The sequence below is a fragment of the Ancylothrix sp. D3o genome (genome assembly GCF_025370775.1).
Taxonomy (GTDB): domain Bacteria; phylum Cyanobacteriota; class Cyanobacteriia; order Cyanobacteriales; family Oscillatoriaceae; genus Ancylothrix.
This window is the reverse complement of the sequence record NZ_JAMXEX010000002.1, coordinates 171082-197582: the sequence shown is the minus strand read 5'-3', so window position 1 is coordinate 197582 and position 26501 is coordinate 171082. Positions and strand designations below refer to the sequence as shown.

Sequence of the window (26501 nt, the reverse complement as noted above, 5' to 3'; positions counted from 1 at the left end):
ATTATCCTGCTTTTTCTAACTTTTTTTATCGGCTTTGTTTCCCCAGCAATGGCTGAAACTAACCCCAATTTATCGCCCGAAGAAATCATCACCAAAGCCTATCAAGCCAGCGATAAAGGTGACTATTCCACCGCCGAAAAATACTGGAATGAATTATTAGAACAATACCCAGAAAACCCGGCAGTTTGGAGTAATCGCGGCAATACGAAAGTCGGTCAAAATAAATTTGAAGAAGCCATTGCCGATTATTCTAAATCGATTGAACTAGCCCCAGAGCAACCCGATTCTTATCTTAATCGTGGCGCAACTTTGGAAGTTATGGGCCGGTTTGATGAGGCTATTGCTGATTACAATCACCTCTTAGAATTAAACCCCAAAGATGCCGGTGCTTACAATAATCGTGGCAATGCAGAAGCCGGTTTAGGCTTATGGGAAGCTGCCCTGGAAGACTATCACCACGCCGCAGATATGGTGCCAAACTTTGCCTTTGCTCGCATTAATTATGCCCTAACTTTATATCAAACCGGCCAAACCCAAGAAGCCCTCCGTAATCTGCGAAATCTTGTCAGAAAATATCCCAAATTTGCCGATGCGAGAGCCGCCCTCGCTGCCGTTCTTTGGGAACAAGGACAACGCGGTGAAGCTGAGAGCAATTGGGTTTCTGTTATTGGTTTAGATAGCCGGTATAAAGATATTGATTGGGTAACAACCGTGCGCCGGTGGCCGCCAGCAATGGTCGATGCTCTCGATAAATTCCTGCATTTACAATAAAGGCTCTATCATTCCAGAATTCTAACGATTTTCAGTTAGGTGAAGAAGTACAGAGCGAGTGTTTTAAAACCCCGGTTTCTTTAATAAACAGGGGTTTTCAGGAAATTAATAAAAAGGCTAGAAGTGCTTAATTAAATCGGGTGTTAATTCTTGAATGTTTTTCAAGACAACCTCAGCACCGGCCTTTTTTAAAATCTCGCTGTAGGATTCTATTTGCTGAGCGTTTTGTTGAACGTGCGGCGGTAAAATTCCCACAGCAACCCACCGGCGATCTGGATATTTTTCTCTGGCATTTTTCACCGTCATCATATCCGCTACCGTATCGCCTGCATACACTACCGGTATTAACTCTTCGCTGAGTTGAGAAACTGCATTAAACAAGCCGGTGGGATCTGGTTTATCTGGTACGTCTTCCATTGCTACTAAAACAGGGGTTTCTATCAAGAGCCGGTTTAATACAAATTTCGCTTCTGCTCTCGGTGCCCCGCTGAAAAATCCCCAGCCTATTCCACTTTCGGTTAATGTTTGAAAATACTTAGAATTAACTAATAATTTCTCTTGACAAATATAGCCATTCCATGCTATAGAATCTGAACCAAGATAGCAAGATTGAAAGTAGGAAACGATGTCTTCGTATTGATGGGTAAAAGGTTGTTGGCGGTTGGCAAAATAGCGGCGAATAAGTTCAAAAGAAGCTTTCCAGTCATTATTCCAGATGCCTTCAGATTTTAAATTATCAATATCGGGGCCGGTGGGCCGATACTGGCCGGTGGTGAAGTGTTCAACCGTATCAGCGATGGCTCGCCGGTAAGATCCACTGACATCTCGTATTACACCGTCAATGTCAAAAATCGCTAGGGCGTGGTGTTGTGGGGTAAGGTTGCTCACGGTTTTTCTGGGGGGCTGGGTGGGCGAAAAGTCGATTCAGCTTGAGGATTTTAGCAGTTTGTGCCGGCTGAACAATAGAAAATTTAAAATTTTAATGTGGCAATTGTACTGGGGTGGGGTAGAATGTAAGACTGTAAAATTTGTAACCTGAATCCTGGGTTTGCCCTGGAGGTTTGTTTGTCGAAGTTTATTCTAAAGGTTCTCTGGCTAGAAGAAAATGTGGCCCTTGCTGTTGACCAAGTGGTAGGCAAAGGTACTAGCCCGTTGACATCTTATTTTTTCTGGCCTCGTAATGATGCTTGGGAACAGCTAAAAACGGAATTAGAAGCCAAACACTGGATTTCTGAACTAGATCGGGTGGCGCTGTTAAACAAAGCCACAGAAGTTATTAACTATTGGCAAGAAGAGGGCCGGCGTCGTCCTTTGTCAGAAGCTCAGGCTAAATTTCCTGAAGTTACCTTTACGGGTAGCAGTTGATATTATTTCACAGTTATTTCTTAAGCTGCGGATCTCTGTTGCTTTTTCTTAAAGTGCTGGAGATCCGCTTCTTGTTAGAGGTTGATTTTCTGGTTATAGTTGTTTTCTAAGTGGCCGGCAATTTAAGTTTTTTATGAATTTTGATCCTAAGACCCTGCAACATGAGCCTTTACCTGTCGTTACCGAACCGGAGGCGCTGCAAAGTATAATTTCTAATCGGCTCGATACTTGGACGGTGGGAAAAGGAGAAATTTCCTGGCCCTGTGCGCCTTCTCTGCTGGATGAGTATATGCGCCGCCTAGAAGTGTTATTTGTGATTTTGGGTAAAGCTTGGTCAAAAGATGAACTGCAACGTCTACGGGTACTTTTAGAAAATAAGCTAAAAGTCGGTTTTGAAGCTTCGCCTCACACCCGGTTGCTAATTAAGTTTGAAACTGATAAGTTTCCTTCGCTCCCAACGACTCGCTTAGGGCTGGGGATTTCAACGTTGGTTTCTACTCTCGAAGATGAGTATAAAAAATGGACGCAATTACGTCAACCGCCTCTTTTTGGTTCTCATCCTGATGCAAAGGTGATGAAGACGGCTGCTGAATTGGGGGAAGATCCGGGTACGGTTGCTGTTTTGGATGTGGGGGCTGGAACCGGGCGTAATACGTTTCCTCTGGCGCGGTTGGGTTATGCGGTGCAGGCGCTAGAGCCGGTTCCGGCTTTTGTTCAGCAAATGGCGGCGATAACTCAGGGGGAAGGTTTGCCGGTGATGGTGACGCAAGGCAATATTTTAAATGAAAATCTTCCTCTCCCCCCGGCTCATTTTAAGTTGGCAATTGTTGTGGAGGTGGTTTCTCACTTCCGCTCTTTTGAGCAGTTGCAACAGTTTTTGAGAAAAATGTCTCAGGTGGTTCGTCCGGGTGGTTTGTTGTTGTTTAATTCTTTTGTGACGGTGGAAGGATACGAACCTACTCAGCTTGTGCGGGAAATGTCGCAGGTGATGTGGTCTTCTGTTTTTACTCGTGCTGAGTTGGCGGCGGCGTTGAAAGATTTGCCTTTTGAGTTGGTTTCGGATGAGTCGGCTTATGAGTTTGAACGTCAGCATTTGCCGGCTGAGGCTTGGCCACCGACCGGCTGGTTTGAACAATGGGCAACGGGGCGTGATCTTTTTCCAATCAAGGAAGGTTCTCCGCCGGTACAGTTACGTTGGTTGCTTTATCGCCGGTTATAAGGTGGCGAATTTTGGTTTATTTGTCTTTCCAGACAACTAAAATCACACCGGCCACAATGAAACCTAAACCAATGACTCGTCTAAGGGGGATGGGTTCTTTAAATACAAAATATCCTAATAAAACCGAAAAAACATAGACTATTGCTAAAGCAGGGCCGGCAATACTGAGATTGACGCGAGACAATAGCAAAATATAAAACACAACGCCCAAAGCGTAACAAGTTAAACCGGCCAGAATTTCTTTTGTGGTTAAAATTAACCAAATGAGTCCCAAAGGGTTCTCTGCATTAAGTCCTGCTAGTTTCAATGCACCGGCTTTGAGCAAAAATTGCCCTGCTGCGCTAACAATTACTGAAATAAAAAATAAGACAAATTCTTGCAGGGACATGGGATTTAGTAATTTTTTTGGTTATCTATTTTAAAGTTTTGAAGTTAGCGATTTAATGCTACAAACCTCTTTTCTAGTTTCAAATTTTACCACGTTTTTTGTGTAGTTTACTACAGAAACGCCAGAGAGCTAATTTTTATAACCTGATGGCTGGGCAAGCGAAATTGATGTAAAAATTGGGTAATTTAAAAGTCAACAATTATCTATAAGCTTTGATGTAGTTTTTTGCTTTTTTTGATGCAAATAAGAGCCATAAGGGCTGAACTAATTTTAGAGAAAAGCTTAAATCCAGATGACCTCAGCAGGAAGGGAAAGCTAAAATCGACTTAAATAGCCCTTCTGATATAAGAACCATGACAAGTGTTGTAAAATCACCCTTGACAATTGAACAAATTTCTGTATGGTTGCGAGGACTGCTGACGATAGCTTGGGCAGACGGACACTTTGATCAGGAAGAACAAGACCTAATTGCTGATTTGACTCAAAGCGAATTAGCACCCTGCATAGAGTTGGGTTCCCTTGAGCCGGTGTCCGCGCAAGAATTAGCCGCTGTTTTGGGCAAAGATCCAGTTTTGGCGGAAAACTTTTTAAGAACAGCAGTAATGGTAGCTATCGCCGATGGGGTGTACTCGAGCAGCGAAGCGGAAACGTTGCAGCAATTTTGTGAAGCTTTGGGGCAAAAAATTGACGCAATTGAGGCTTTACGGCATACGTTGTGGGATGGAGAATCGACTCCCCCGCATGAAACTGCTCTTTCACCGGCCCAGAAAAAACACCATTTGGATCTGCTGCATCCAGTACGCGATTGGATGGAGCAATTAGAAATTCACGATCCGAGAGTAGCGCGGTTTTTGTGCAAGATGATTCCGCCGCAATGTCCGTTTGAGCGGGATGTTAAACTCTTTGGCCATAAAATCGTCCACATTCCGCCGATGTGTAAACTCAACCCGCTTTATGATCAACTGGTGGGGTTACGTTTCCGGGCTTTATCTTATCTTGCCGATGAACGCGGGGAAGATATTTCTCGTTACTGTTAAAAGTGGGTGCTGGTCTTAGGCTAGTGGCCATTAGGCTGCTATAAGCGTCGCTTAACGCAGTACAATAGACTTTCTACAAGTGGCGTTCGTGTAAGTAAGTGAGCAGAAATAAACATACCAGCCAAAAACCCGGTTTTTCTAACAGAACCGGGTTTCTCAGCCTCTTGGTTTGATCAGCAAATGTCGCTGCCTTACGAGCACGTTACGGAAGACCTATTAGCGATTAGCAGTTAAGTTTTATGCAGTTTATCGACCAAGCAGAAGTTGAAGTGAAAGCCGGCAAGGGAGGCGATGGGTTGGTGGCCTTCCGGCGGGAAAAATATGTGCCGGCGGGGGGGCCGGCTGGTGGGAATGGTGGTAAGGGTGGCTCTATTTATTTTGTGGCGGATGAGGGTTTGCAGACTTTGCTTGACTTCCGCTATGCTCACACCTTTAAGGCAGAAAATGGCGGTCGCGGCGGGCCAAATAACCGCACGGGAGCCAATGGCAAGGATACGATTGTTAAAGTCCCCACCGGCACGGTTGTTTATGATGCAAAGACCGATGAAATGTTAGGGGATCTGGTGGAACCCCAGCAAACGCTTTGTGTGGCTCTTGGTGGCAAAGGAGGTTTGGGGAATCAGCATTTTTTGAGCAACCGCAACCGTGCCCCTGATTATGCTTTGCCTGGTTTGGATGGGGAAGAACGTTTGCTGCGTTTGGAGTTGAAGCTTTTGGCGGAGGTGGGAATTATTGGTTTGCCAAATGCGGGTAAGTCTACTTTAATTTCGGTGCTTTCGGCTGCTAGACCAAAAATTGCTGATTATCCTTTTACGACGTTGGTGCCAAATTTAGGGGTGGTTCGCAAACCCAGTGGCGATGGTACGGTGTTTGCGGATATTCCGGGTTTGATTTCTGGTGCTCATTTGGGGGCCGGTTTGGGCCATGAGTTTTTGCGGCATATTGAGCGGACTCGTGTTTTGCTGCATTTAATTGATGCGACGGCTGAGGCTCCTCTGGAAGCCTATCATACGATTTCTGATGAGTTACAAGCTTATGGACGGGGCTTAAGCGAACGTCCGCAAATTCTGGCGCTGAATAAAATTGATGCGGTTGATTTGTCGGAGGCTGAGGTGGAGGATCTGGCGCAGAAGTTGGCAGAGCTTTCTGGTGGGCCGGTTTTTTGCATCTCTGGGGTTGCTCGCATTGGGTTGGATGCTTTGATGCAGAAGGTTTGGGAGTGTTTGGATGAGATGGCTTTAAGCTAGGGGGCGGTTTTAATTTGGCCGGTTTTTTAAATAACTCCTATTTTATAGGGGCAATTGGTGGCTGTGGTTGTTCCCTGTGGTGCGGGCAATCGGTGGCTGTGGTTGCCCCTAATTACCCAGGCGAACTCTGTTAATTGCAAAAAAAATCCTCCTAATATTCAGCTAATTAAAAAGGCTGTCAGGAAAAATATTTAGAAATTAAAATTATCAGAAATAAGGAACTCGCAGACAGTTCTAGGGTCAATTTAATCAGCACAGCGATAAGAGAAAAACAGGCTGTGCCTCTACAAGAAAAAGAATTTTTGGAGACTGTATTTTATGACGATGAATCGCTGGCAATCTGGTACTGCTGCTTTAATTGCTATGACAATGGTGGGTAGTGCAACGGCACCACTTATTGCCCCGGCACCGGCTTTTGCACAAGTTGCTTTTTCTGATGTTTCTTCTACTTATTGGGCCAGAAGTTTTATCGAATCTTTGGCAGCGAGAGATATTATTAAAGGCTTTCCTGATGGGACTTTTCGCCCTAATGAGCCGGTGACGCGGGCCCAATTTGCAGCGATGGTTCGTAATGCTTTTCAAAAAACCAAAATTCGCAATGCTGTGAATTTTGTTGATGTGGGTTCTAATTATTGGGCAAGGGGTGCAATTGGCGAAGCTTATGAAATGGGTTTTCTCACCGGCTATCCTGGTAATGTTTTTAGCCCTGAGCAAAATATCCCCCGTGTACAAGTGCTTGTAGCTCTTTCAAATGGTTTAGGCTATACTCCTGCTACGACATCTGCTTTGCAAGCTTATAATGATAGCGCTGCTATTCCCGATTATGCGACCAATAGTATTGCAGCAGCTACAGAAAAAAGCATTGTTGTTAATTATCCTGATGTGCGGTTTTTGAATCCTAATCAAGTTGCGACAAGAGCGGATGTTGCGGCTTTTATCTATCAAGGTTTGGTGAGTTCTGGACAAGCTTCTGCTATTTCTTCTCCGTATATTGTGGCTGGAAGAACGACTCCTCCGCCGGTTGATAATCGGATTGTTTTGAGTTCTGGTAGCCGGATTTTGGTTGGGTACGATAAATCGGAGAAGATTTTGTTAGCGCAAAATGAACCGAAACCGGTGCCGTTGACTTTGAAAGTTACTCAAAATGTGGTGGCACAAAATACAGTGGTAATTCCTGCGGGTAGTCAGGTTGTGGGTGAGTTGAGAACAAGTCAAAATGGCGCTCAATTTTTTGCAAAAGAGGTTATTTTGCCGAATGGTTCGCGGGTGCCGGTGACTGCGACTTCTGGAGTTGTGACGCGCACAGAAGAAATTACTAAGGGTATAAATATCGCTAAAGTTCTCAAAAATGCGGCTTTGGGTGCAGCGGCGGCGGCTGCGATTGCCGGTGTGACTGGCGACCGAGCAATTGCGACGGAAGAGGTGTTACTGGGTGCCGGTTTGAGTACGGTTTTAACGTTGATTGGTGTGTTCCAAGGTCGGGATAGGGTTGATTTGATTTCTGTTGACCCGAATACGGATTTGAATTTAACTTTGGGTTCAGAGTTGGTGTTCCGCCGCAATTAATTGTTCTTTGTTAATGATTGATAAAAAGGCCGGTTTCTTGAAATGAACCGGCTTTTTCATTGTTTAGTTTTTAAAATTCGCTCCACATTCCCCAGCCTACTAGGTATTTCCAAAAAAATCGCGCAAACAATTCCACGCTTGTTCGTCTGCAATGTGCCCCAATTCGTAATATTCACGGGCCATAGAAGCCAACACCTTAGCTTGATATAAAGGAAATTTAATTGCTTTAGCTGTTTCAAAAGCGCGAGGATAAAGTCCTATTTTTGCATACAACTCCGCAGCAGATATCAACGGAGAAAGGAGATACGAACTATCCCCAATTTTTTCCGAAATGGCAAAGGCTTGATTTAAGATTTCCGATGCTTTTTCCCTTTCTCCAGAATCTACATATTTTCTGGCAATATTAACTAAAATATACATTTTATGTTCGTCATCTCCAAGCAGCTTTAATAGTTGAAGGGCTAGATCATACTGACCAAGTTTTACGAAACTTCTTACTAAATCAGCTGAGGCAAAATCCTTATACAACTGAGGGTCTAATCCTGCTGGTACGTCAGTCATATTTGGTATCATTTCTAGGGCTTTGTTTACGGCTTCTTCGGCTTTTTCAGTCAGGCCGGCTGTGGTACACTGCGCCCCAATTTCCGCCAGCAATCTTACTTTTTCAATCATCGGTACTGGCGCTTGTATTTGCTCAAATAAGCTCAAAGCTTGGTCATATTGTCCGGCTTGTATATAACTATAGGCAAGTTGATTAAAAGCCATAGATTTCTGAATATTATTCTCAATGCTATTTCCTGCTTGTAAGGCTTGGGATAACACCACACTAGCTGTATTTTTTTCACCGGCTTCTGCATATTTTCGAGCAATTATTTCCCCAGCCCACGCTGCTGCGGTTTTATCTTCAATGGTTTCTGATATTTGCTGAGCTTGCGCTAATAATTCTAAGGCTTTGTTGTGGTTGCCGGTTTTGGTATAGGCGCTGGCTAGTTCCGATAAGCCTAGGGTTTTTGTGTAAGGGTTTTGAACGGTTGAAATGATCTCAAAAGCGCGATTTATTTCTTCATTTCTTGTATAACTTGTGATCGCTTCTTGCCATAGCCAGCTTTGGTAATTTTCATAACTTTGAATAACGCGAATTAATTGCTCATGCTGGCCGTTTTTTGCATAAAACCAAATTAGGGGAATAAATAGATGAAGAACTCGTCTATATTCATCTTTGATGAGGGATGCTATTTCTAAAGCTTCGTCATAATAGCCAAGTTCTCCATAATTATCGGCGATATCCGCAAACAAGAAGTCAGTATCATCAACATCTTGAATTGTTTTAGCAATTTCTAGGGATTGCGATAAAATTTCTAAGGCTTGATTGTTAAAATCGGCTTCTGTATAGCGCCATGAAATAGCATTTAATGCCAGACACTTTAGAGCGGGTTCTTGTATTGTTTTTGCTTTTTCTACTGCTTCTGCTAACACTTCTAAAGTTCGTTGCTTTTGGTTTATGTTTTTATATTGATGAGCAATTTCATTCAAAGCATCAATGTTATCTTTGCTATCTGGGATGCTGTTGGCTATTTTGAGTGCGGTTGTCAGGAGGGCGGTTGAAAAATTATCTGTCATTAGTAGTTGGTAATTGGGAATTTAGGATTAGCTGTTAACCACCGGCAACCAAACGACAAAGCTTGTACCAGGTTCAGAGGTAGGCAGTTCTCGTAAAGCAGGGCTGAAAACTTCTATTTTGCCTTGCATTTGTTCGATGAGTTGTTTGGCAATGGCTAAACCTAAACCTGTGCCCGGAATATCTGTTTCGGCTTGAATGCCTCGATAATGCCTCTCAAAGATGTGTTCTAAGTCTTGAGGAGGAATACCTTTGCCGGTGTCTGTGATCGAGATTGTTACCCAATGTGAGAGGCTTTGGGAGGGGGCGTGAAGTGAGGAAGCTTGAGAATTATCGGGTTGTGTGGTAGTTGAGACTTCGGCCTCGCTTAGTCGAACGCCTGTCGAAACTTGTGGCTTCGTGGTATCGTTTCTGGCCGGTGGCTCAAAAATTTCGCTGACTTCTATAAAAATATGTCCTGGGATAGATGTATATTTAAGGGCATTGTCTGTCAAATTACTTAAAACTTCCCGCAGAGCTTGGGGGTTGGCTTTTACCGGCGGTAAGTTAGTGGGGATGTGACTGTGAACTTGTAACTGGCGTTCACCGGCAATAGCGGTGGCCGAGACAACCAAAGGTTCTAGCACTTCGGCAACAAAGCAAGATACAACGCCCGATGGGGGTAGCAGGGGAAGAGGAGAAGCAACCGGCCCATCTTCTTCTGGGGGGAGTAGCTGAGATGCGGCATCGTGTGGCTGGTCGGTGACGGCATCCATTTGGGTGAGCAGTTCTTGCAAGCGGTCACTTTCTCGTAAAATGTGTTGAGCGATATCACGGTTGCTGTCGGTGGGTTTAAGGCGTTTGAGGAGCAGTTTGCCAAAGGTTTTGAGAGCAGTAAGGGGACTGCGTATTTGGTGAAGCAAGTTGTCGAGGATATCGTATTGCTGGCTAATTGAATACTGCTGCTGGCGGTAGGCGATTTTCCAGTAGGCTTGTCGGCGGTCGAGGAAGCAGGCGAGGGCGATGGTGTGGGCGATACGTTCGATTTGCAGGCGTTCTCGTTTGTTCCAGGGCCGGTCTTCCCGGTTAGTCACGAGTAACCCCATGACGGTGCCTTCGTGGATGAGGGGTAAAACGATTTGACGTTTTGAGAGGCCGGTTTGTGTTTTTTCTTCGCTGTAATAGCCGGTGCTATTAAAGTCAAAAGCAGCACTTTGCCAGTCTCCGAGTTCGACCGGCTTTCCTGGGGCGAGGTTTCCAGAGGGCAAGCGGCGCAGTTGGGAAGCGGTATCGCTGGGGTTAAGGGTGAAGGTATTATTGTCTTCCCACGACCCTGCTGTTTCTGGGTAAGCAACGATAGGGATTAATTTGGCCTCGCTGTCTTCTTCGAGTTCTACCTCACTATCCTTGTGTACCTTCTCTGTGGTCAAGTAAACCACGATCCAAGACGCTCTCAGCCCTTGAGCCAGCAGGGCAACCTGTGACTGGCAAAGCTCTACAAATTCGGGACTAACGGGCATTAACATCAAGTCTTTTGGGGTGTTGTAAAGGATAAGCAGGGGAGGGAAGGGAAGCGGCCAAAGGCTCTGTTTTAAATACTTTCAACCAAGAATGTGTCGATTTCGCGGCGATTTTTTTGTAGTTTTATTAAGACTTTTATATTTTTATTACGGCTTTTGTTTTGTTTGAGGGCATCCTGGGTGTTTCAAATACCTCTAAGCTTTGCCGGCACTGGGTTTTCAGCCTTTAAATTTTTCACAAAAAAACGATTGATTTTTTGGACAGAAACGGATATACTGGCGACGGTTTTTGTAACTATCACTACACCCCGTCGGCTGAAAGAGGAGGTAAAGAGGTTGGCCAGGAGACGTAAACGTAAAAGCCGCCGTCGCCAAGAAGGGCGTCGCATTCTGGAGCATGTGCCTCAATATAGTATCGAAAGTGGCGAAGATAAACCAGTCACCGCCGCTAGAAAATTTATACACGCCGAAGGCATTCTCCCACCGGCCTTATTGTTAGTCAAACGAAACGAGCATACCACCGACCGCTATTTCTGGGCAGAAAAAGGGTTGTTTGGGGCGCAATATGTGGAAGAAAACCACTTTCTGTTCCCCAGCCTGAAAATGCTTGAGGGTAACACGGTTAGTAATTCTAACACCGTATTGACGCCTCGTTAACAAAAAAACAGGAACCAGCCCTCTGCCAATCTTTCTAGGGAAGTAAGTTTCTAGCCTGAATTTTCACCCCGTAAAGGTTCAGGCTTGAGTCTTATTCAACTATAAAACAGACGTGGTAGCTTATGCGCTATCTGTGTGAGTGTCTGTTGAAATGTACCCTTTTGTCAACAAGGCTGCTTCCGGTTGGGTGCAGCTATGTACTTGTTGGTTGGTGTGTTGGAAATAAATTTATGAGAAGAGTTTTTGCTCTTGCCAAATTGTGGTAAAGAGAAGCTGCACTTAAGCCAGATGCTGGGTTTTGGTGCAGCTTTTGCTGCGGGGCAAATTTTAGAACAATGGCCATAATCCCTTTAGCGCTGGGTTGATAAGACTGAATGTGAGATTTTAGATTTAATGGGGCCAGTAAACGAGAGTATGGCCAGATAATGGAAATCTAAAATCTAAAATTTTAGGCTAAGTGGCCCGACTTAAAGGGGAAAGTTTTGGTGAGTTCGGCAATTTCGTCGCGGTGAGCTTTGATGGTAATACAAGTAGGGGCCGGTTCGTCAATATTTTGGCTTGTCACCGGCATTTGGGTAAACCCGCCGTTAGCCGCCGGCGATGGGGGGGTAAGAATTTCGACTTTGAGGGAAACTTGCTCTTTTCGACCGGCCCGGCGCCAGTAAAACCAACCGGCAGCCGGTGCGAGTAGCAACAGAGCCAGACAAGCGAAACCGACTTGAGGCAATAAAATGGCCAACACCAGAGCCAAACAAAGAATACCAACTGCGGCCAGTAAACTTAAAAACACAGCTAAAAACCAACTAGGGCGGACATAGCCCTCAAAAGTGACTTGGTTCGCTAACCCATCAATCGCAGCCATACGATAGGCGCGACGGGAGAAATATTCTTGAAGCTGAGTCAAAACTGAGTCAACCGCTTGGTCGGAAATAAGCTTAACTTCCTCGGTTCTATCTTTGACGGAAGCACGAATAAAGAAAAATAATCCAACTCCTAACAGCAGCGTCAGCAGGAAAGTGGATGAAAGAATCGCAGGGGTCATAAAGGCAGTTTTCCAAGCGCGGACTTTACATAAGTTTACTGTTTACGACGGCGATCTGCCAGAGTCTTGATGAAAACTGAAGTCGAGCGCTCTAAGCGAACGGATAGAAGTGTGACCGCTGATATATTCCTCCCAGAGCCAGGCAAGTTCTTCAGCGCGTGATTTCCATTGGGAGCGAATAAGGTACATCCGGCGGGGACGTCCGCGCCCTTCAACTTTTTTCCAGTAACCGCTAATAGCGCGTTCGTCTTCAAGAAAATTGAGAGCGCTGTATAGCACGGTGTCTGAGAGCCGGTAGGCAGGATAGTCTTCTTCGAGTCGCTGAATAAGTTCTGTGCCGTAGGAGTCCCTTTGCAATAAGACAAAAACTACATAACAAACAGTTAGCTCTTTATTGAGATAAATCGGCGGCGGCGCTTGAAAAAATTGGTAAATGTCTTCAATTCGCATGAGCATACTCATTTTTTTTCCTCTACAAAAATGGCTTGACTTATTCAACTGCCAAACCTAAGCCTTTTGGTTTTAGGAATGGTTAATAAACTTTTAAAGTCACCGATATCAGCTTTCCTCACCGCTTCCGGCCACTGGGTCAAGCTTTGATTGCCAAAAATCTATCTAAAGATAGATGACAAAAAGCTATATAACTCAAGCAGCCGAACTCTGGTAAGATGTGTACCCAAAGGTAGAGACGGCGTTGCAAGCCCTTGGCTGGAAAACCCTAAAAAGCCCAATCTATCTAAAGGTAGATAGAAAAATGCCAGCAGGCACGATGTTGGAGACTCGGCTTTGCAAAAATGAACCGCGCCCTGGGAAGGGTTGCAGGGGAATGGCTGTTTTTGTGACGGCAACCCCCAGAATGATGAATCAATTGGATTGGCTTAGATTTTTGCGGTCGAGCGTCTGGATTTCATTGGCTCTAAAAATCTAATCTTGCAATTAAAAATAACACAAAAAAAATAAATTTTTCCTTCAGAAGATAAACAATTTTTTTAAGGTTGTCAAACAGTAGTCAACGACCAGTTTTACAACTGCGAAAGAGTAATTCCTCTATGCTGTCTAAACCTTGTTTTAAAAAGACTGAACCGCCAACAAGTTCTTGGGACTCAGGCGGACTGAAAAGCCGTAATGCTTTGCCCTAAAAGGCTTACAGCTTTCTGATGTCGGTAACTCGAAGCCCGCCTAAAGGCTGGTATCTATCTAAAGGCATAGACGACTAAAAGAGGTAGATTGCTGTTTCTTACGGTATTTTTTTTGGCCCAAAGTAAAATCCTGCCGGTCATTTTTCTTTGAGAGAAAAAAAACATTTTCGGACTGGTTGTGCTTGTTTTGGGCTGGGTTTCATAGAGAAATATTTCTAAATATTTTTGCGTAATTTCACGGACAAAATTGCCCTTGATACTTCCAGAGACTTCTTAAAGAGGTATAGAGACAATCAGACTCTAACAATAAGAGTTTTTGATTAATGCGTGACAGGGGATAAAAGTAAAGGTAGTTTATACGGATACTGCTCGATTGCTTTTAGGAAAAAGGCTTTAAAGGTGTAACAAAATAGGCCAATAATGGCAGTAACCCCCGCGAAATTGTCAGAAAATATCAGCCTAGCGGCCTGTGGAAAATACGGAGAATTTGTTGCAAGTTACCGGCCTATTTCCAACTTTGGCAACGGTCTAAAATCAAAAAAAATGGCCTCATCCGCTTTGCTTTTTGTGGCATTAGCGATGGGGCCGATTTAGTTTACGCTATGTGAGTTAAGTTGATAGTGAGATTAAAACTCTATGGTTAAAGGTGCGCGGGGGAAAGGAATCACATCTCGTATATTTTGCATACCCGTCATAAACTGCACCAAACGCTCAAAGCCCAAACCAAAACCGGCATGAGGAACCGTCCCAAACCGGCGCAGATCCAAATACCACCAATAATTTTCGACATCTAGCCCTTGAGCTTTAAGCCGTCGTTCTAAAACTTCTAAACGTTCCTCACGCTGAGAACCGCCAATAATCTCGCCAATTTTCGGCGCGAGAATATCCATTGCGGCTACAGTCTTGTCGTCATCATTCAAACGCATATAGAAAGCCTTGATCCCCACCGGGTAATCGGTAACAATCACCGGCTTTTTAAACAAATCTTCAGCCAGATAACGCTCATGTTCCGATTGTAAATCTAAGCCCCAGCTTACCGGATACTCAAACTGCTTATCCGCTTTTTCCAATAACTTAATCGCCTCGGTATAGGGCAAACGCTCAAACTGATTATTAATAATATTGTCTGCGGTTGCCAAAACCGTGTTATCGATACGCTGGTTAAAAAACTCCATATCTTCTGAGCATTTCTCCAAAACATATTTAAAAATGTGTTTGAGAAACGCCTCGGCGAGATCCATATCGCCTTGAAGATCACAAAAGGCCATTTCTGGCTCAACCATCCAAAACTCTGCCAGGTGGCGGGATGTGTTGGAATTTTCGGCGCGGAAAGTCGGGCCAAAAGTGTACACATTGCTAAAAGCCATTGCCATGACTTCTGCTTCTAGCTGTCCGCTGACTGTTAGGTAGGCCGGTTTGCCAAAAAAGTCTTTACTGTAGTCTATGTCTTTGCTTTCTGTCACCGGCACATTTTTTAAGTCCAAACTGGTGACTGCAAACATCTCACCGGCCCCCTCGCAGTCACTCGACGTGATAATAGGAGTATGCACCCACAAAAAACCACGCTCTTGAAAAAACTCGTGAATGGCGGTAGCGCAAGCATTTCGCACCCGAAACACGGCCCCAAGAGTATTGGTGCGAGCTCGCAAATGGCCTATTTCCCTCAGAAACTCGAAGGAGTGGCGTTTTTTTTGTAGGGGGTAGGTTTCGGGGTTCGCTTCGCCGTACACTTTGAGGGTAGAGGCTTTGAGTTCGATGCGCTGACCTTTGGCCGGGGAGGCGACGAGGGTGCCAGACACTTCAAGGGATGTGCCGGTGTTTAATTGTTTGACGAGGTTGGCGTAGTCGGGGATGTCTGGGCTGAGGACGACTTGCAGGTTAGCCATTGATGAACCATCATTGACTTCGACAAAGGCAAAGTCTTTAAGTTCTCGTTTGGTTCGCACCCAGCCTTGCACGGTCACGGTTTCGTCTGGTTGACCACTTCGCAAAAGTTCTGCGATTCGTTGCGTTGCCATTGGGTTCTGTGAATTTTTGATATCTTGATTACTCTTACAAGATATCAGGTATGAATAAGCTTCTGAGTTAAAGCCGTCTGTTTGAAAATCTGATAAATTTGGTTGGCTTCTTCCAACATTGCGGCGTATTTATTACTTTGGATCTCTTCAATTAATTTTCTCCGCCTTTCTTCTTCAGCGTTATTTTTTATTTTTAAAATTTTTGAGGGAAAACTGGTATTGAGTTGACCGCCCATTATATCGTAAACTTTTTGCTTGTTGGCCGGTGTATTTTCCCAAACAGCAAAGTTAGTGTTAAATTTGGTATTAATTCGCTTAATGATTTGGTCATAGTTTTGAGTAACTTCTTCAAATTCTCCGATTATGTAACTGTCTTGATAGTCATAAATCGCCGAATAAAAAGATATATAATAGGATAATGATCTATAAATGCTATATTGCGGAAATGCGCTAATACTAGAAAGTGCGGCATCTTTAGGATTTCGTAGCAAAACTAAGGTAGGAATTTTCCATTTCACTGCACGAATGATTTGAGCCGCTGCGTGCAAATGATGAGCCATCTTAACTGGTTCTGGCTGAGATTGAAAAAATGCAATCACAGCAAAAGTATTAGCAGAACGGGGAAATCCTTCGATGACTATTTGAGTATCTTCTTGGACAATATTAATCTTTTGGTTAGGGAAATAAGCTCTACAGAGAGGATAGAATATGGCCGGATTTTGGCGAACTAAAGTTCTAACCGGAACCGTGATATCGATCCAACTATTAAGCATAATAACCCTCCTGAAATGTTTACTTACTGCCTAGCAATAGCTTTTATGGCATAAATGATTCCCCTAAATCGAGATAATTTTAATCAACCGGCCAAAGATTTCAAAATCCACCCTACCACAATACCTGCACCAGCAAAACGCACGGCTTGCCAAAAAGGCTCTTTCAAACTGCCCCAAGAAAAAAGGCTGCTTTCTAAGTTCAGTTCGATCTTTTCGAGTTGTTCTTGAATGCTTTGCAACTCTTTTAGGAGTAAATCATTACGAGTAAGACGAGATTGTTTGTTGAGTTGTTCCTGACGTTGCAAAAGTTCGCTTTGTCTTTGCCGGTCTTGTTGAATTTGGGTGTAGCGTTGTTTTAATTGCTGCAAAGATTGTTCGACTTCGGCGAGTTGTTGCTCAAAGTCGGGTTCTTGGGAATCGTTGGGGTTTGGTTGGCCTACGGGCATACCGCTGTTGTAGAGTAAAAGAAAGTATAAACCACTTTATGCCTAACCCTACCCCAAATAGCACTCCCACATCCACCGGCCTGCAAAGTCCAGAGGCCGGCAATTTGCAAAACATCAGTACCTTAGAACTAGCACAAGCCCTAGCCCAAAGACTTGCCATCACCGAAAAAGACTGGCACCGGCTTAAATCTAATCGTAAAGCGCGGGCCGGTGAACAAGCTGCTGCTGCTTTAGTTTTTTTGCTCAAAGATAGCCCAGAGGAAGCCTTACCGAGACTGCAACAAGCGGTAGGCTGGCTGGATCGTTCAATTTCTGCACCGCCTTGTCCTACACATGGACATCAGCGGCAAAATTAATCAGTTGATTTGCGCTCGTTGATTTTGGAAACTGTGCCCCTCGACCAGCAACGATGATTTTTGTGTACAAGTGTACACAAATTTCTGTAATCGAATAAGCGCCTTTAAAACTTAAAATTTAACAAACAAGGGGTAGCCGCGAACGACTACCCACTTGTTTACAGAGTTTCAACTCTGTGCCTTGAGAATTCCAATGTACTTGGTCAAATATTTGATAGAGAATAAATAAACCTCTGCCACACTCACCTTCGTCACAGGGGAGATGTTCGCTGTAGTCTGTACTGCAAGTGCAAGGGGGAGTAAAGCCTGAGCCTTGGTCTGCAATTTCCCACCAATATTGATCCCCAATTACCGAAAAACGAACTAAAACAGTTTTGCTGGGATCAAGTTGATTGCCATGTTTGGCGGCGTTAACCAATGCTTCTTGCAGTCCGAGACGTAATTCTGCCCGCCATTGTTGGGGGATCTCTGCAAGCAGCAAATCCAAAACTGGACAAAGATACAGCGTAGAAGCAAAGCTTATAGTCCCCAAGGTACGTTCCTGGGTGCGATTTGAAATAGCAATCACTGGAAAAACCCCGCAGCTTTGACGTGAATAAACTTATGGTTGCTGTGCAATGGCCCTGATGGCAAAGTAATGGTTGTTTTGCACTTGTTGCCGTGAATTACTCAAACTCTTTGCGCTCACCAGCCTATTCAGGTTGGTTTGAAATGCTGGTAATTGTTATGGATAAGATTTTTGGGTGCCGGTGAGGCGAAGTGCTGGTTAGATCCAGCAGGCCGAAAAGCAAAACCATTAATTTTTTTTGCCCGAAACAGCCGATTTGATAGTCTTGATGAGTTCAAAAGTTTTCTCGCAAGATGGCTATCGTGGGCTAGTTTGGGTGCGGTCACGGTATTTTTTGACGGCAGATGAGAGTCCCCATTCTTGTGACCTGAATCACTTCCTTTTCTCTCATTCTACAGAAATCCTCTGGAAATAAGATAAAGCGATCCATAAAATCTTGCAAGGATTTTATGTAGGCAGCATCGCAGAGGAAGGCCGGCATCGTTGCGGCTAGGGGGTTTGAGCAATAGATTTAAGGATTTGTGGTGAGGAAATTTTGTAGGTTTTGCAGTTGTTTTTCGGCGTTGGCGGCCCATTGGGGGTTATTTTGAGAGGTATAGAGGTTTTTGGCATATTCCAAGACGTTTTTGGCTTCTTGATACCGGCCTTGTCGCAGAAAAACTAACCCGGCACCATAGTAAGCGTTGGCATAGTTGGGATTTTGTTCTCTGGCTTTGCGAAAGGCATCTAAGGCGGGTTGTAGTTCCCCTTCATTAAACAGCAGGGAACCCAAGTTATAGTGGGCTTCGGGGTAATTTGGGGTAATTTCAATGGCTTTACGAAAGGCTTCTTTGGCTTTATCAAGTTGGGCTATTTGCAGGTAGGCAAGTCCAAGGTGATAGGGAGCTTCGGGGGCTTTGGGACTGTAGAGCATGGCGCGTTTTTGGGCTGTGATGGCTTGATCCCAGAGTTTTTGTTGGGCGAGAACTAATCCGAGGTTATAGTGGGCGATGCCCAGTTGGGGATCAAGTTCTGTGGCGCGTTGCAGGTATTGTTGGGCGAGGGTGAGGTTGTTACCTTCGAGGAGGGCGGCACCGAGGTTGGCGTAGGCAAGGGCAAAGCGGGGATCAATTTGCGTGGCTTTGTAGAAGGCGCTGGCGGCGGCTTGCAGTTGTCCTTGTTGGCGCAGCGCCAGCCCCAGGTTGTAGTGGGCTGCTGCCTGGTTGGGGTCTAGTTCTGTGGCTTGTTGGAATAGGCCGGTGGCTTCGCTGAGGTTGCCTTTTTGAATTAGTTGCAGTCCTTTGTTTACTAAGTCGGCGGCTTTTTGGGGGTTTTGTTGAGTTTGGGCGTTTGTTTTGAGAGGTGAAAGGGTGATCAGTCCGCAGACCAAAAGTAGGGCTAACCAGTGGGTTTTGAGTTTGGGTTGGGATGGCATTAGTTTCGGGGGTTAGTTTTATTAATTTTTTTAACGCTTATGGGGGCAAATGTTAAGGGGTTTATATTTGGGGTGAGGAAAGGCAAAAATCTATCTTTTGGGGGATGTCGGGGAAGTTGAGTTTTTGTGGATTGTTTGACCGGCCTGGTTTTTTTTGAGTTTGGTTGCTTGTTTTTCTTTAAGGTGGTGGGGCTTCGGTTGGCTGTTTGCTAAGTTTAATTATCGAAAATATTACAAAATTTAGCAAAAATTTACAGGATTTGATAAAGGTTCAAATTAAGTTAAATTAACCTTAAGAGAAGCTGCAATTTTTGTTTCAGTACCGTAAAAATAAGGTAATCTCAAATAAAGAGAGCAAGAAAAAGAAAGAGACTCGACCGGGTGGATCTCGATGCGGATTGCCTGGTTATAGCGAGATTTTTGCCCAAAAAATTTAATTTATCAAACCGTTGGTTTCCAATTGCTGAACTGGAGGATTTATGAACGATAAAGTTATTTCGGGCTTGCGTAATGTGGCGCTGGTTGGCCCGTATTTAAGTGGTAAAACAACGTTGTTAGAAAGTTTGTTGTCTGTGACGGGGACGATTTCTCGTAAGGGGAGTGTAAAGGATCGTAATACGGTGGGGGATAGTTCTGCGGAAGCGCGGGAACGTCAAATGAGTGTTGAGGTTTCTGTGGCGAGTGCGGTTTATGAAGGGGTGCGGTTGACGTTCCTTGATTGTCCGGGCTCGGTGGAGTTTGCTCAAGAAAGTCATAATGCTTTGATTGGGGCGGGGTTGGCTGTGGTAGTTTGTGAGGCTGATCCAAGTCGGGTTTTGACTTTGGCTCCGCTTTTTAAGTTTTTGGATGATTGGGAAATTCCCCATGTGGTTTTTATTAATAAGATGGATCGGGCTTGTACGGATGAGGCTCGCTGTAGTTCTAATTTTATGGAGGTGCTGAATGCGCTTAAGTCGGTTTCGAGCCGGCCGGTTGTGCCTCATCAGTATCCTATTGGAGGCGGGGATAAGATTGTTGGGTTTATTGATTTGGTGACGGAGCAGGCTTATCATTATCATGCGGGGGCGCAGGCTGATCCGGTGCCGATGCCGGAGGAGTTGCGGGAGCAGGAACACGCGGCGCGGGCGGTGATGCTTGAGGAGTTGGCGAATTTTGATGATCATTTGCTTGAGGAGTTGCTGGAGGAGATTAATCCGCCGCAAGAGGAGATTATTGCGGATCTGAAAATGGAGTTGGGCGCGGATTTAATTGTGCCGGTGTTTTTTGGGGTGGCGGAGCAGGATTTTGGTGTGCGTCCGCTGCTTGAGGCTTTGTTGCGGGAGGCTCCTGAGCCGGTGGTGACGGCGGAACGTCGCGGTTTAGGTAAGGCTAGTGAGCCGCTGGCTCAGGTTTTGAAGACGTTCTATACGCCGCAGGGTGGTAAGTTGTCTCTGGTGCGTGTTTGGCAGGGGACGCTTACGGATGGGATGGTGTTAAATGGTGTGCGTCCAAGTGGGATGTACCGGCTGATGGGTCAGCAAACGGTGCCGGTGCAGTCTGCGTCTGCGGGTGATATTGTGGCGCTTGGTCGGATGGAGGCGATTAAGACGGGGGATACGCTTTCGCCTGGTGGTGTGGCTGTGGCTTTGCGGAAGGCGGAGGTGATGAGGCCGGTGTTTGCTTTGGCGATTGCTCCTGAGAAGCGGAATGATGAGGTGAAGTTGACGGGGGCTTTGGCGAAGTTGATGGAAGAGGATTGCTCTTTGGCTTGGGAGCAACATGGTGATACCCATGAGATTATTTTGTGGGGACAAGGTGAGATACATATAAAGGTTGCTCTGGATAGGCTGCGGCGCAAGTATAATTTGCCGATGGTGACGCATTTACCTCAAGTGCCATATAAGGAGACGATTCGCAAGCCGGTTTCTTCTGTGCATGGCCGGTATAAGCACCAAAGTGGCGGTCATGGCCAGTTTGGGGATGTTTATCTGGATATTAAGCCGGTGGCTCGTGGTGAGGGCTTTACGTTTGGGGACAAAATTGTGGGGGGTGTGGTGCCAAAGCAGTATATCCCTGGTGTGGAGATGGGGGTGCGTGAGTTTTTGGTTCAGGGCCCTTTGGGTTTCCCGGTGGTGGATGTGGCGGTGACGCTGATTAATGGTTCTTATCACAGTGTGGATAGTTCGGAGCAGGCGTTTAAGCAGGCGGCTCGTTTGGCGATGCAGGAGGGAATGGCGAAGTGTGAGCCGGCTTTGTTGGAGCCTATTGCTTCGGTTACTATTTGTGCGCCAAATGAGTTTACGTCGAAGATGTTGCAGTTGGTGAGTGGCCGGCGGGGTCAAATTTTGGGTTATGAGGGGATGGCTGAGTGGAAGGGTTGGGATAAGGTTTCTGCTTATTTGCCGGTGGCTGAGATGCAGGATCTTATCGTTGAGTTGCGTTCTCTGACGATGGGTGTGGGTTATTTTAATTGGGAGTTTGACCATTTACAGGAGGTGCCGGAGCCTTTGGCGAAGCGGGTTTTGGCTACGTCTGGAAATGGTAAGAGTTAGTTTTTGATTACCCCCCCTGAAAAAGGGGGGTTGGTTTTTAGGGGGTGATTATCTTGTTTTAGGGTTGTTTTTTAGGGTTGTTCCGAGTTCGCCACCAGTACGTGAAGCCGGCACAAAATCCACCAAACAATAGGCAAAGGATGAAGAAACCAATCCAGATGGATAAGGCTTGATTAGATGGGTTTGTGATTTTGGTAGGTTGATTTGTTGGAGGTGTGGTAATTTGTTGGATTAATGGGGCGATGCCGGTGGCTGTTAATGAAGCGGTGGAAATTCCTACACCGGCCACTGCAACGAGGTTTTGAAAGTTGCGGTTTTGGGTTTCTATGCGGCTGTTAATTTGGGTTTGTTCTATTTCTACTATGCCTCGGATCGTATTAATTAGGTTTTCTAGTAATCTTAAACCAGGACTAAGGCTGGCATAATCTTTATCTATTTGTTGGCTATATTTTTTCTCTGTTAATTCACTAAAATCTTCTAAAAATTTTAAGTTATTTTGGCCAACTCCTACTTTATCGCTAACAGTTTTTACCGCTAGTTTGTAGTTGTTTAGGTTAACCTCTATCGTCTGTTTATACATTTCTAAAGAGTTTAATTGATTGCCATAATCATATAAGTTCGCTAAGTTGGTTTTTAAGATTTTTTCGAGTTCATTTAATTGGTCGTGGGTTAGCTCGTTAGTATTGAATTTTCCTCTGATTCCTTCAATGGTATTACGGATAGATTGATACACCTTTTGCAGTTCGTGTTTACATTCACGGGTTTGTTGATAAGACCAGATAATTTTATGGCGATAACATAATAATTTTATTAAAGTTTTTGTTAATTTTCCTAGCTTTGCCTTGTCTTCGGCAGTGGGAAAAAGTATAATTAAAACATGACTTTCTTCTCTTGATTTTCCTGCTGTGGGTGGTTGGGAAATTTCAAAGATATCTGCATTGAAAAACTTGCCATCCTGTTTGTTTTGCCACCGCATCCCCGGAAACGTTTTTTCATAGATATCTTTAGCTACTGTTTCTGCATTATCGCCGGTTTGTAAGCAAGCAGAAATCATCCAAGTTTTGCCGATATCTCCGCTTTTGTCGGTAACTTGTTTTTTCAAATTTTGCAGGCAAGAAATATCTTGTGGGGTGGTGTCATCGGTGAGGCAAGAGGTGTAAAATAATCCGTAGGTATCTGCTAATAAAACGGCATAGTAATCAGCGGGGATTTTATATCCGTTATCTTCTATATCGGGGATTGTTGATGAGGGTTTGAGTAAAGGCAGATATTCGGTTGATTCGGCGGTGCTTTCTTTCGTGAAATCGGGTTTAACATTGTCTGGAAAATTGGCGGCAAAATTAGCTTGATTTTTGGCAATTTCTGTTTCTTCATCACCACCTGCACCTCTTTTGTGGTAAAGAAATAAATCTAGGGTTGGATCAATAATGTCAGTCATTATAAAAACGAAATTCCCATAAAAATTTCTACAAATGTATTCTCTTCCGTGTTTTGTTCTTCGGGAGGTTGAGTGCCGGTGGTGGCTAAATCTTGGAGCAGTTTTCCTGGGTTGGGTTGGCTGAGAATTTCTCCCAGTTTAGGTAAAAGTGGCGGTAGTTGATTTTCTAAAAAATAATTGAAGTCGCTTTCGTCTTCCTCATCGTCTTCTATGCGGGTTTTTGCTCTTTTTTGGGCATTGTAACGGGAAAATAAATCATCATAAGCTGATTGATAAGATTCCTTGAGTTTATCGTAGCTTATCACCGCTTGCCGCAACATAGAAATAGCCGTTTCTTCGTCTGTGGCTAAGAGTTTTCCGGCTTGATTTATTTTTTCTTGCACTTGCTCAGGGAGGGTTTCTTGAACTTTGGCTAAGCATTGCAAACAGGCAATAAGTGTGAAGTATTTTGTTGCGTTCATAGGTTGATTTTTCCCGTAATAATAACCCCAGCCCAGTGATAAGGGTGCTTGTAGGGAGTGTCATCTTTACCCATTATAGCAATTTGTTGTTTCGCTTGGTTGGCTTGGGCAATTAAGGTATCGTAAGAGTCGTTGTCTTCTCCTATTTCTGAGGCGAGTTCTTCACACCATTGGGCGAGTTTTTCTAAGGTGACAGTGCGTAACCAGTTTTGGGCGTTTTTGAGGGCGATAATTGGGGGATTATCTTTGTTTATTTCTCGGTAAAATTCTATCATTATTAAAGCTGCTGATAATTCTTGCACTTGCCAAAGGGTACTGAGAACGTAACTTGCTTTTGAGGATAAAAATCCGCTGACTAAACCTACATATTCATCTATTAGATTTGGTTTGCTGGTGAGGCCGGTTTCACAGGCGGATAAACTAATGATAAAATATTGGCTGAAATCGAGTTTAAAGATTTCTTCGAGGGTGAAATGTGGTTTTTGCTTTAAGTTGAGGGCGGAGTTTTTAGGGTTGTTGAAATCGTGGCCGGCGTGGCCGGTAAAATGAAAGATGCCGATGTTTGTTTGCAGGTTGTTGATGACGTTTTCTAGGGTGGCTTTTTTGCTGGGGATGAATGTTAGATTGTTTTGGTAAAAATGGGCAATTACATTTGATTCTAATTCAGCAAAAAGTAAGGGACTGGGGCTTTGGACGTTGAGGAGGTGTTTGGCTGAGTTGGGGGAGTTTTCTAAATCTATTCCCATTTGCAAACTAGGCAGCCGGCTGATGGTAAATTTTTGATTTTGAAAGAAGTATTCTAGGGGTAATAAATGTAAGTGCCGGTGGGGAATTAGGATGAGGTGGTCAATGCCTCTGAGGTGGCGTAAAATTTGATCGTCTATTTGGAGGATTTTACGGAGTTTTTCTAATTCCTCAACCATTGCATTTTGCCATTCCTGGGTTTCGGTTTGGTCTTCTTTTTTGCCGCGTTGCTTCTCATAATTTTCTTGCCATTGTTTCATCCATTCTTCAAATTCTCCTACCAGTCTATCGGCGGAATTGTCGAGAATTTGTGGAATTTGGGAGGTGAGAATGCAGACTTTTAAAGGTTCGTCATTTCTGAGGATAAATACTACTATTCCAGCGTCGCTGTAATGCCAGTCGAGGAGGGCGACACCAGGGGGGATGGTGAGTTCGGGGGTTTCCATTTCTACCCACCCTTTTTGCATCCATCTTAGGCAGAGATTCTTGCGCTGTTGGGATAATTTTAAGGCTAGTTTTTTTTCTTCGGGTTTGGGGGATTGGGCGTATAATAAAACCCGCAATTGATTAAAGCTGGCGTATTTTCTGGAGAGGCGGATTTTTTGCTCGTTGGATTGGGTTTTGAGCAATTCTTCTAGCAGTTGATCGCCTATGTTTAAACAGTATTCAAATTCTTTTTGATTACCGAGGGCACAGTATTCAAATTCTTTTTGATTACCGAGGGCTTTGCAGACTTTGGCTAATTTTTGCAATATTTCGAGATAGAGGGGGATAAGGTGAGGGGGGCAAGGTTGGCTGAGGATTTCTCCAAGGATATCATTTTGGCAGTTAGAGAGGGTTTTTAGGGCGTCGATATAGCTGTTTCTGGCTTTGTTTAAGTAGGGATAGCGGTTAAGTTGAAAGCGTGCATATTCATAATGAGCATTACCTTTACATTGATGCAATCTAGCGCGACCTTCTAGTTCATTTGCGGGGATGTTTTGCAAGCCTTCATCCCAGTTTTCAATGGCTGCATCGTAGCGTTGTGACTTAATAATTGCCACCCCCCAGTTTGCCCAAGCTTGCCAGTCTTGATTATTGGTTAATTGTAAGGCACGGTTAAAGGCAATTATTGCCTCCTCATAGCGTCCCCAGTCACTCAGTACACAGCCCTTTCCGTTCCAGGCAGGATGGTAATTCGGTTCAATTTTGATAGCCTTTTCATAGCTTGCCAGTGCCTCCTCATTCTGTCCCAAGTCACTCAGTACACGGCCCTTTCCGTTCCAGGCATGATGGAATTTCGGTTCAATCTCAATAGCCTTTTGATAGCTTGCCAGCGCCTCCTCATAGCGTCCCAAGTCACTCAGTACAACGCCCTTTCCGTTCCAGGCATTATGGAATTTCGGTTCAATCTCAATAGCCTTTTGATAGCTTGCCAGCGCCTCCTCATAGCGTCCCAAGTCAGTCAGTACAGCGCCCTTATTGTGCCAGGCAAGATGGAATTTCGGTTCAATATCGATAGCCTTCTCATAGCTTGCCAAAGCACCATTAAAATCATCCGCCAAATGTTGGTCAACCCCCCGATAAAACAACGCTATCGCATCACTGCTAATCTCTAAAGCCACCGGCCCCTCTTCCGCACACCGGCTCAACAATTCCCTGCCAATATTTCCCGCCATTTCTGTTAGTTGCCCGCCATTTACTTCCCCCAACTTCACCATTTTTTCTGCTAACTCGCGGTTAGGTGCATCTGAAGCAAGCAACCTATCCCCAAACCGGCCCAACCACTGCACCCATTCCGCCTCAGAACTGGGTTGTTTCAAGCTTTCAACACACCACAAAGCCTCCTGCTCACCCATCATACCGGAATTTACTACTTTCAAAAGCTGAAAAAACAGTTTTTCGTAGTCCGCATCGGTAAATTGGGGTGTGGGGGAGTTTGTGGGTTGGGGTTTGCGGAATAACCCCAGGAAGCGATGCCATGCTTTGATGAACCACTGACGAAGGTGCCGAAACATTTGCGGTGTGTCTGTTGTTGAGATTGGTTTTTTTTATTCTAACGTTGGCGGATGGTTGATGCCGGTGTGTGCACGAATAAAGATGTCGCCGGTTAAAACCGGCGCCTACAAGAATAAAGTCCTACGGACTAGATAGTAAACCTTCATAACCCCGGAGGGGTTTCTTTCTTGTAGATGCCGGTTTCAACCGGCAGCATTCAACCGGCA

23 protein-coding genes are annotated in these 26501 nt (G+C 44.7%); 9 read left to right on the top strand and 14 right to left on the bottom strand.

The window, feature by feature from the left end:
• Positions 1-48 precede the first annotated feature (48 nt).
• The gene (locus NG798_RS05035; RefSeq protein WP_261220728.1) at positions 49-771 is read left to right on the top strand and encodes a tetratricopeptide repeat protein; all 723 of its coding nucleotides are present in this window, start codon (positions 49-51) and stop codon (positions 769-771) included.
• Between the two features lie 117 nt (positions 772-888).
• Here the strand turns inward: NG798_RS05035 and NG798_RS05030 are convergent, their stop codons facing one another.
• Positions 889-1659, bottom strand: coding sequence for a TIGR01548 family HAD-type hydrolase (locus NG798_RS05030; RefSeq protein ID WP_261220726.1), 771 nt, complete (start codon positions 1657-1659; stop codon positions 889-891).
• 165 nt (positions 1660-1824) lie between these two features.
• Here NG798_RS05030 and NG798_RS05025 point away from each other — a divergent pair, with 165 nt between their 5' ends.
• Complete coding sequence (locus NG798_RS05025; protein WP_261221527.1) at positions 1825-2136, top strand: 30S ribosomal protein PSRP-3; 312 nt, start codon at positions 1825-1827, stop codon at positions 2134-2136.
• 133 nt (positions 2137-2269) lie between these two features.
• Positions 2270-3355, top strand: a complete 1086-nt coding sequence (locus tag NG798_RS05020; RefSeq protein ID WP_261220724.1) for a class I SAM-dependent methyltransferase — start codon at positions 2270-2272, stop codon at positions 3353-3355.
• A gap of 16 nt (positions 3356-3371) precedes the next feature.
• Here NG798_RS05020 and NG798_RS05015 read toward each other — a convergent pair whose 3' ends face one another.
• Entirely contained in the window at positions 3372-3743 is a 372-nt protein-coding gene (locus NG798_RS05015; RefSeq protein ID WP_261220722.1) for an EamA family transporter, read from the bottom strand.
• 353 nt (positions 3744-4096) lie between these two features.
• Here NG798_RS05015 and NG798_RS05010 point away from each other — a divergent pair, with 353 nt between their 5' ends.
• From NG798_RS05010 to NG798_RS05000, 3 genes are all read left to right on the top strand, one after another.
• Entirely contained in the window at positions 4097-4780 is a 684-nt protein-coding gene (locus NG798_RS05010; RefSeq protein WP_261220720.1) for a Mo-dependent nitrogenase C-terminal domain-containing protein, read from the top strand.
• Between the two features lie 239 nt (positions 4781-5019).
• Positions 5020-6027: a GTPase ObgE gene (obgE, locus tag NG798_RS05005; protein WP_261220719.1), complete on the top strand. Its 1008-nt coding sequence runs from the start codon at positions 5020-5022 to the stop codon at positions 6025-6027.
• Between the two features lie 318 nt (positions 6028-6345).
• On the top strand, positions 6346-7593 hold the full coding sequence (locus NG798_RS05000) for an S-layer homology domain-containing protein (RefSeq protein WP_261220717.1): 1248 nt from the start codon (positions 6346-6348) through the stop codon (positions 7591-7593).
• A 99-nt stretch (positions 7594-7692) separates the two neighbouring features.
• Here the strand turns inward: NG798_RS05000 and NG798_RS04995 are convergent, their stop codons facing one another.
• Together NG798_RS04995 and NG798_RS04990 are read right to left on the bottom strand one after the other, a co-directional pair.
• Positions 7693-9213 carry a lipopolysaccharide assembly protein LapB gene (locus NG798_RS04995; RefSeq protein WP_261220715.1) on the bottom strand — a complete coding sequence of 507 codons (1521 nt, stop codon included), beginning with the start codon at positions 9211-9213 and terminating at the stop codon, positions 7693-7695.
• Between the two features lie 27 nt (positions 9214-9240).
• Entirely contained in the window at positions 9241-10716 is a 1476-nt protein-coding gene (locus NG798_RS04990; protein ID WP_261220714.1) for a GAF domain-containing sensor histidine kinase, read from the bottom strand.
• A gap of 330 nt (positions 10717-11046) precedes the next feature.
• Here NG798_RS04990 and NG798_RS04985 point away from each other — a divergent pair, with 330 nt between their 5' ends.
• Positions 11047-11367, top strand: coding sequence for a DUF3155 domain-containing protein (locus NG798_RS04985; protein ID WP_261220712.1), 321 nt, complete (start codon positions 11047-11049; stop codon positions 11365-11367).
• A 448-nt stretch (positions 11368-11815) separates the two neighbouring features.
• On the opposite strand, the gene NG798_RS04980 is transcribed toward NG798_RS04985, so the two are convergent.
• The 5 genes from NG798_RS04980 to NG798_RS04960 form a co-directional block, all read right to left on the bottom strand.
• Positions 11816-12409: a cofactor assembly of complex C subunit B gene (locus NG798_RS04980; RefSeq protein ID WP_261220710.1), complete on the bottom strand. Its 594-nt coding sequence runs from the start codon at positions 12407-12409 to the stop codon at positions 11816-11818.
• A gap of 42 nt (positions 12410-12451) precedes the next feature.
• Positions 12452-12859, bottom strand: a complete 408-nt coding sequence (locus tag NG798_RS04975; protein WP_261221525.1) for a PadR family transcriptional regulator — start codon at positions 12857-12859, stop codon at positions 12452-12454.
• A gap of 1315 nt (positions 12860-14174) precedes the next feature.
• Positions 14175-15566 (bottom strand): asparagine--tRNA ligase, encoded by a 1392-nt coding sequence (gene asnS / locus NG798_RS04970; RefSeq protein ID WP_261220709.1) that lies wholly within the window; start codon positions 15564-15566, stop codon positions 14175-14177.
• A 44-nt stretch (positions 15567-15610) separates the two neighbouring features.
• The gene (locus NG798_RS04965; RefSeq protein ID WP_261220708.1) at positions 15611-16339 is read right to left on the bottom strand and encodes a hypothetical protein; all 729 of its coding nucleotides are present in this window, start codon (positions 16337-16339) and stop codon (positions 15611-15613) included.
• Between the two features lie 83 nt (positions 16340-16422).
• Positions 16423-16785, bottom strand: coding sequence for a GAS domain-containing protein (locus tag NG798_RS04960; protein ID WP_261220706.1), 363 nt, complete (start codon positions 16783-16785; stop codon positions 16423-16425).
• A gap of 38 nt (positions 16786-16823) precedes the next feature.
• Between NG798_RS04960 and NG798_RS04955 the strand changes: the two genes are divergently transcribed.
• Positions 16824-17141 carry a proteasome assembly chaperone 4 family protein gene (locus NG798_RS04955; RefSeq protein WP_261220704.1) on the top strand — a complete coding sequence of 106 codons (318 nt, stop codon included), beginning with the start codon at positions 16824-16826 and terminating at the stop codon, positions 17139-17141.
• A 118-nt stretch (positions 17142-17259) separates the two neighbouring features.
• On the opposite strand, the gene NG798_RS04950 is transcribed toward NG798_RS04955, so the two are convergent.
• Together NG798_RS04950 and NG798_RS04945 are read right to left on the bottom strand one after the other, a co-directional pair.
• On the bottom strand, positions 17260-17709 hold the full coding sequence (locus NG798_RS04950; RefSeq protein WP_261220703.1) for an anti-sigma regulatory factor: 450 nt from the start codon (positions 17707-17709) through the stop codon (positions 17260-17262).
• A 511-nt stretch (positions 17710-18220) separates the two neighbouring features.
• Positions 18221-19123: a lipopolysaccharide assembly protein LapB gene (locus NG798_RS04945; RefSeq protein WP_261220702.1), complete on the bottom strand. Its 903-nt coding sequence runs from the start codon at positions 19121-19123 to the stop codon at positions 18221-18223.
• Between the two features lie 479 nt (positions 19124-19602).
• Between NG798_RS04945 and NG798_RS04940 the strand changes: the two genes are divergently transcribed.
• A complete protein-coding gene (locus NG798_RS04940) occupies positions 19603-21654 on the top strand; it encodes an elongation factor G (protein ID WP_261220701.1) in 2052 nt (683 codons plus the stop codon).
• A 58-nt stretch (positions 21655-21712) separates the two neighbouring features.
• On the opposite strand, the gene NG798_RS04935 is transcribed toward NG798_RS04940, so the two are convergent.
• The 3 genes from NG798_RS04935 to NG798_RS04925 are packed head-to-tail and all read right to left on the bottom strand — an operon-like array spanning position 21713 to position 26294.
• Entirely contained in the window at positions 21713-23092 is a 1380-nt protein-coding gene (locus tag NG798_RS04935) for a hypothetical protein (RefSeq protein ID WP_261220700.1), read from the bottom strand.
• Positions 23092-23553: a hypothetical protein gene (locus tag NG798_RS04930; RefSeq protein ID WP_261220699.1), complete on the bottom strand. Its 462-nt coding sequence runs from the start codon at positions 23551-23553 to the stop codon at positions 23092-23094. The genes NG798_RS04935 and NG798_RS04930 overlap by 1 nt, the downstream gene beginning before the upstream one ends.
• Positions 23550-26294: a CHAT domain-containing tetratricopeptide repeat protein gene (locus NG798_RS04925; protein ID WP_261220698.1), complete on the bottom strand. Its 2745-nt coding sequence runs from the start codon at positions 26292-26294 to the stop codon at positions 23550-23552. Before NG798_RS04925 ends, NG798_RS04930 begins: the two co-directional genes overlap by 4 nt.
• Positions 26295-26501: the final 207 nt, after the last annotated feature.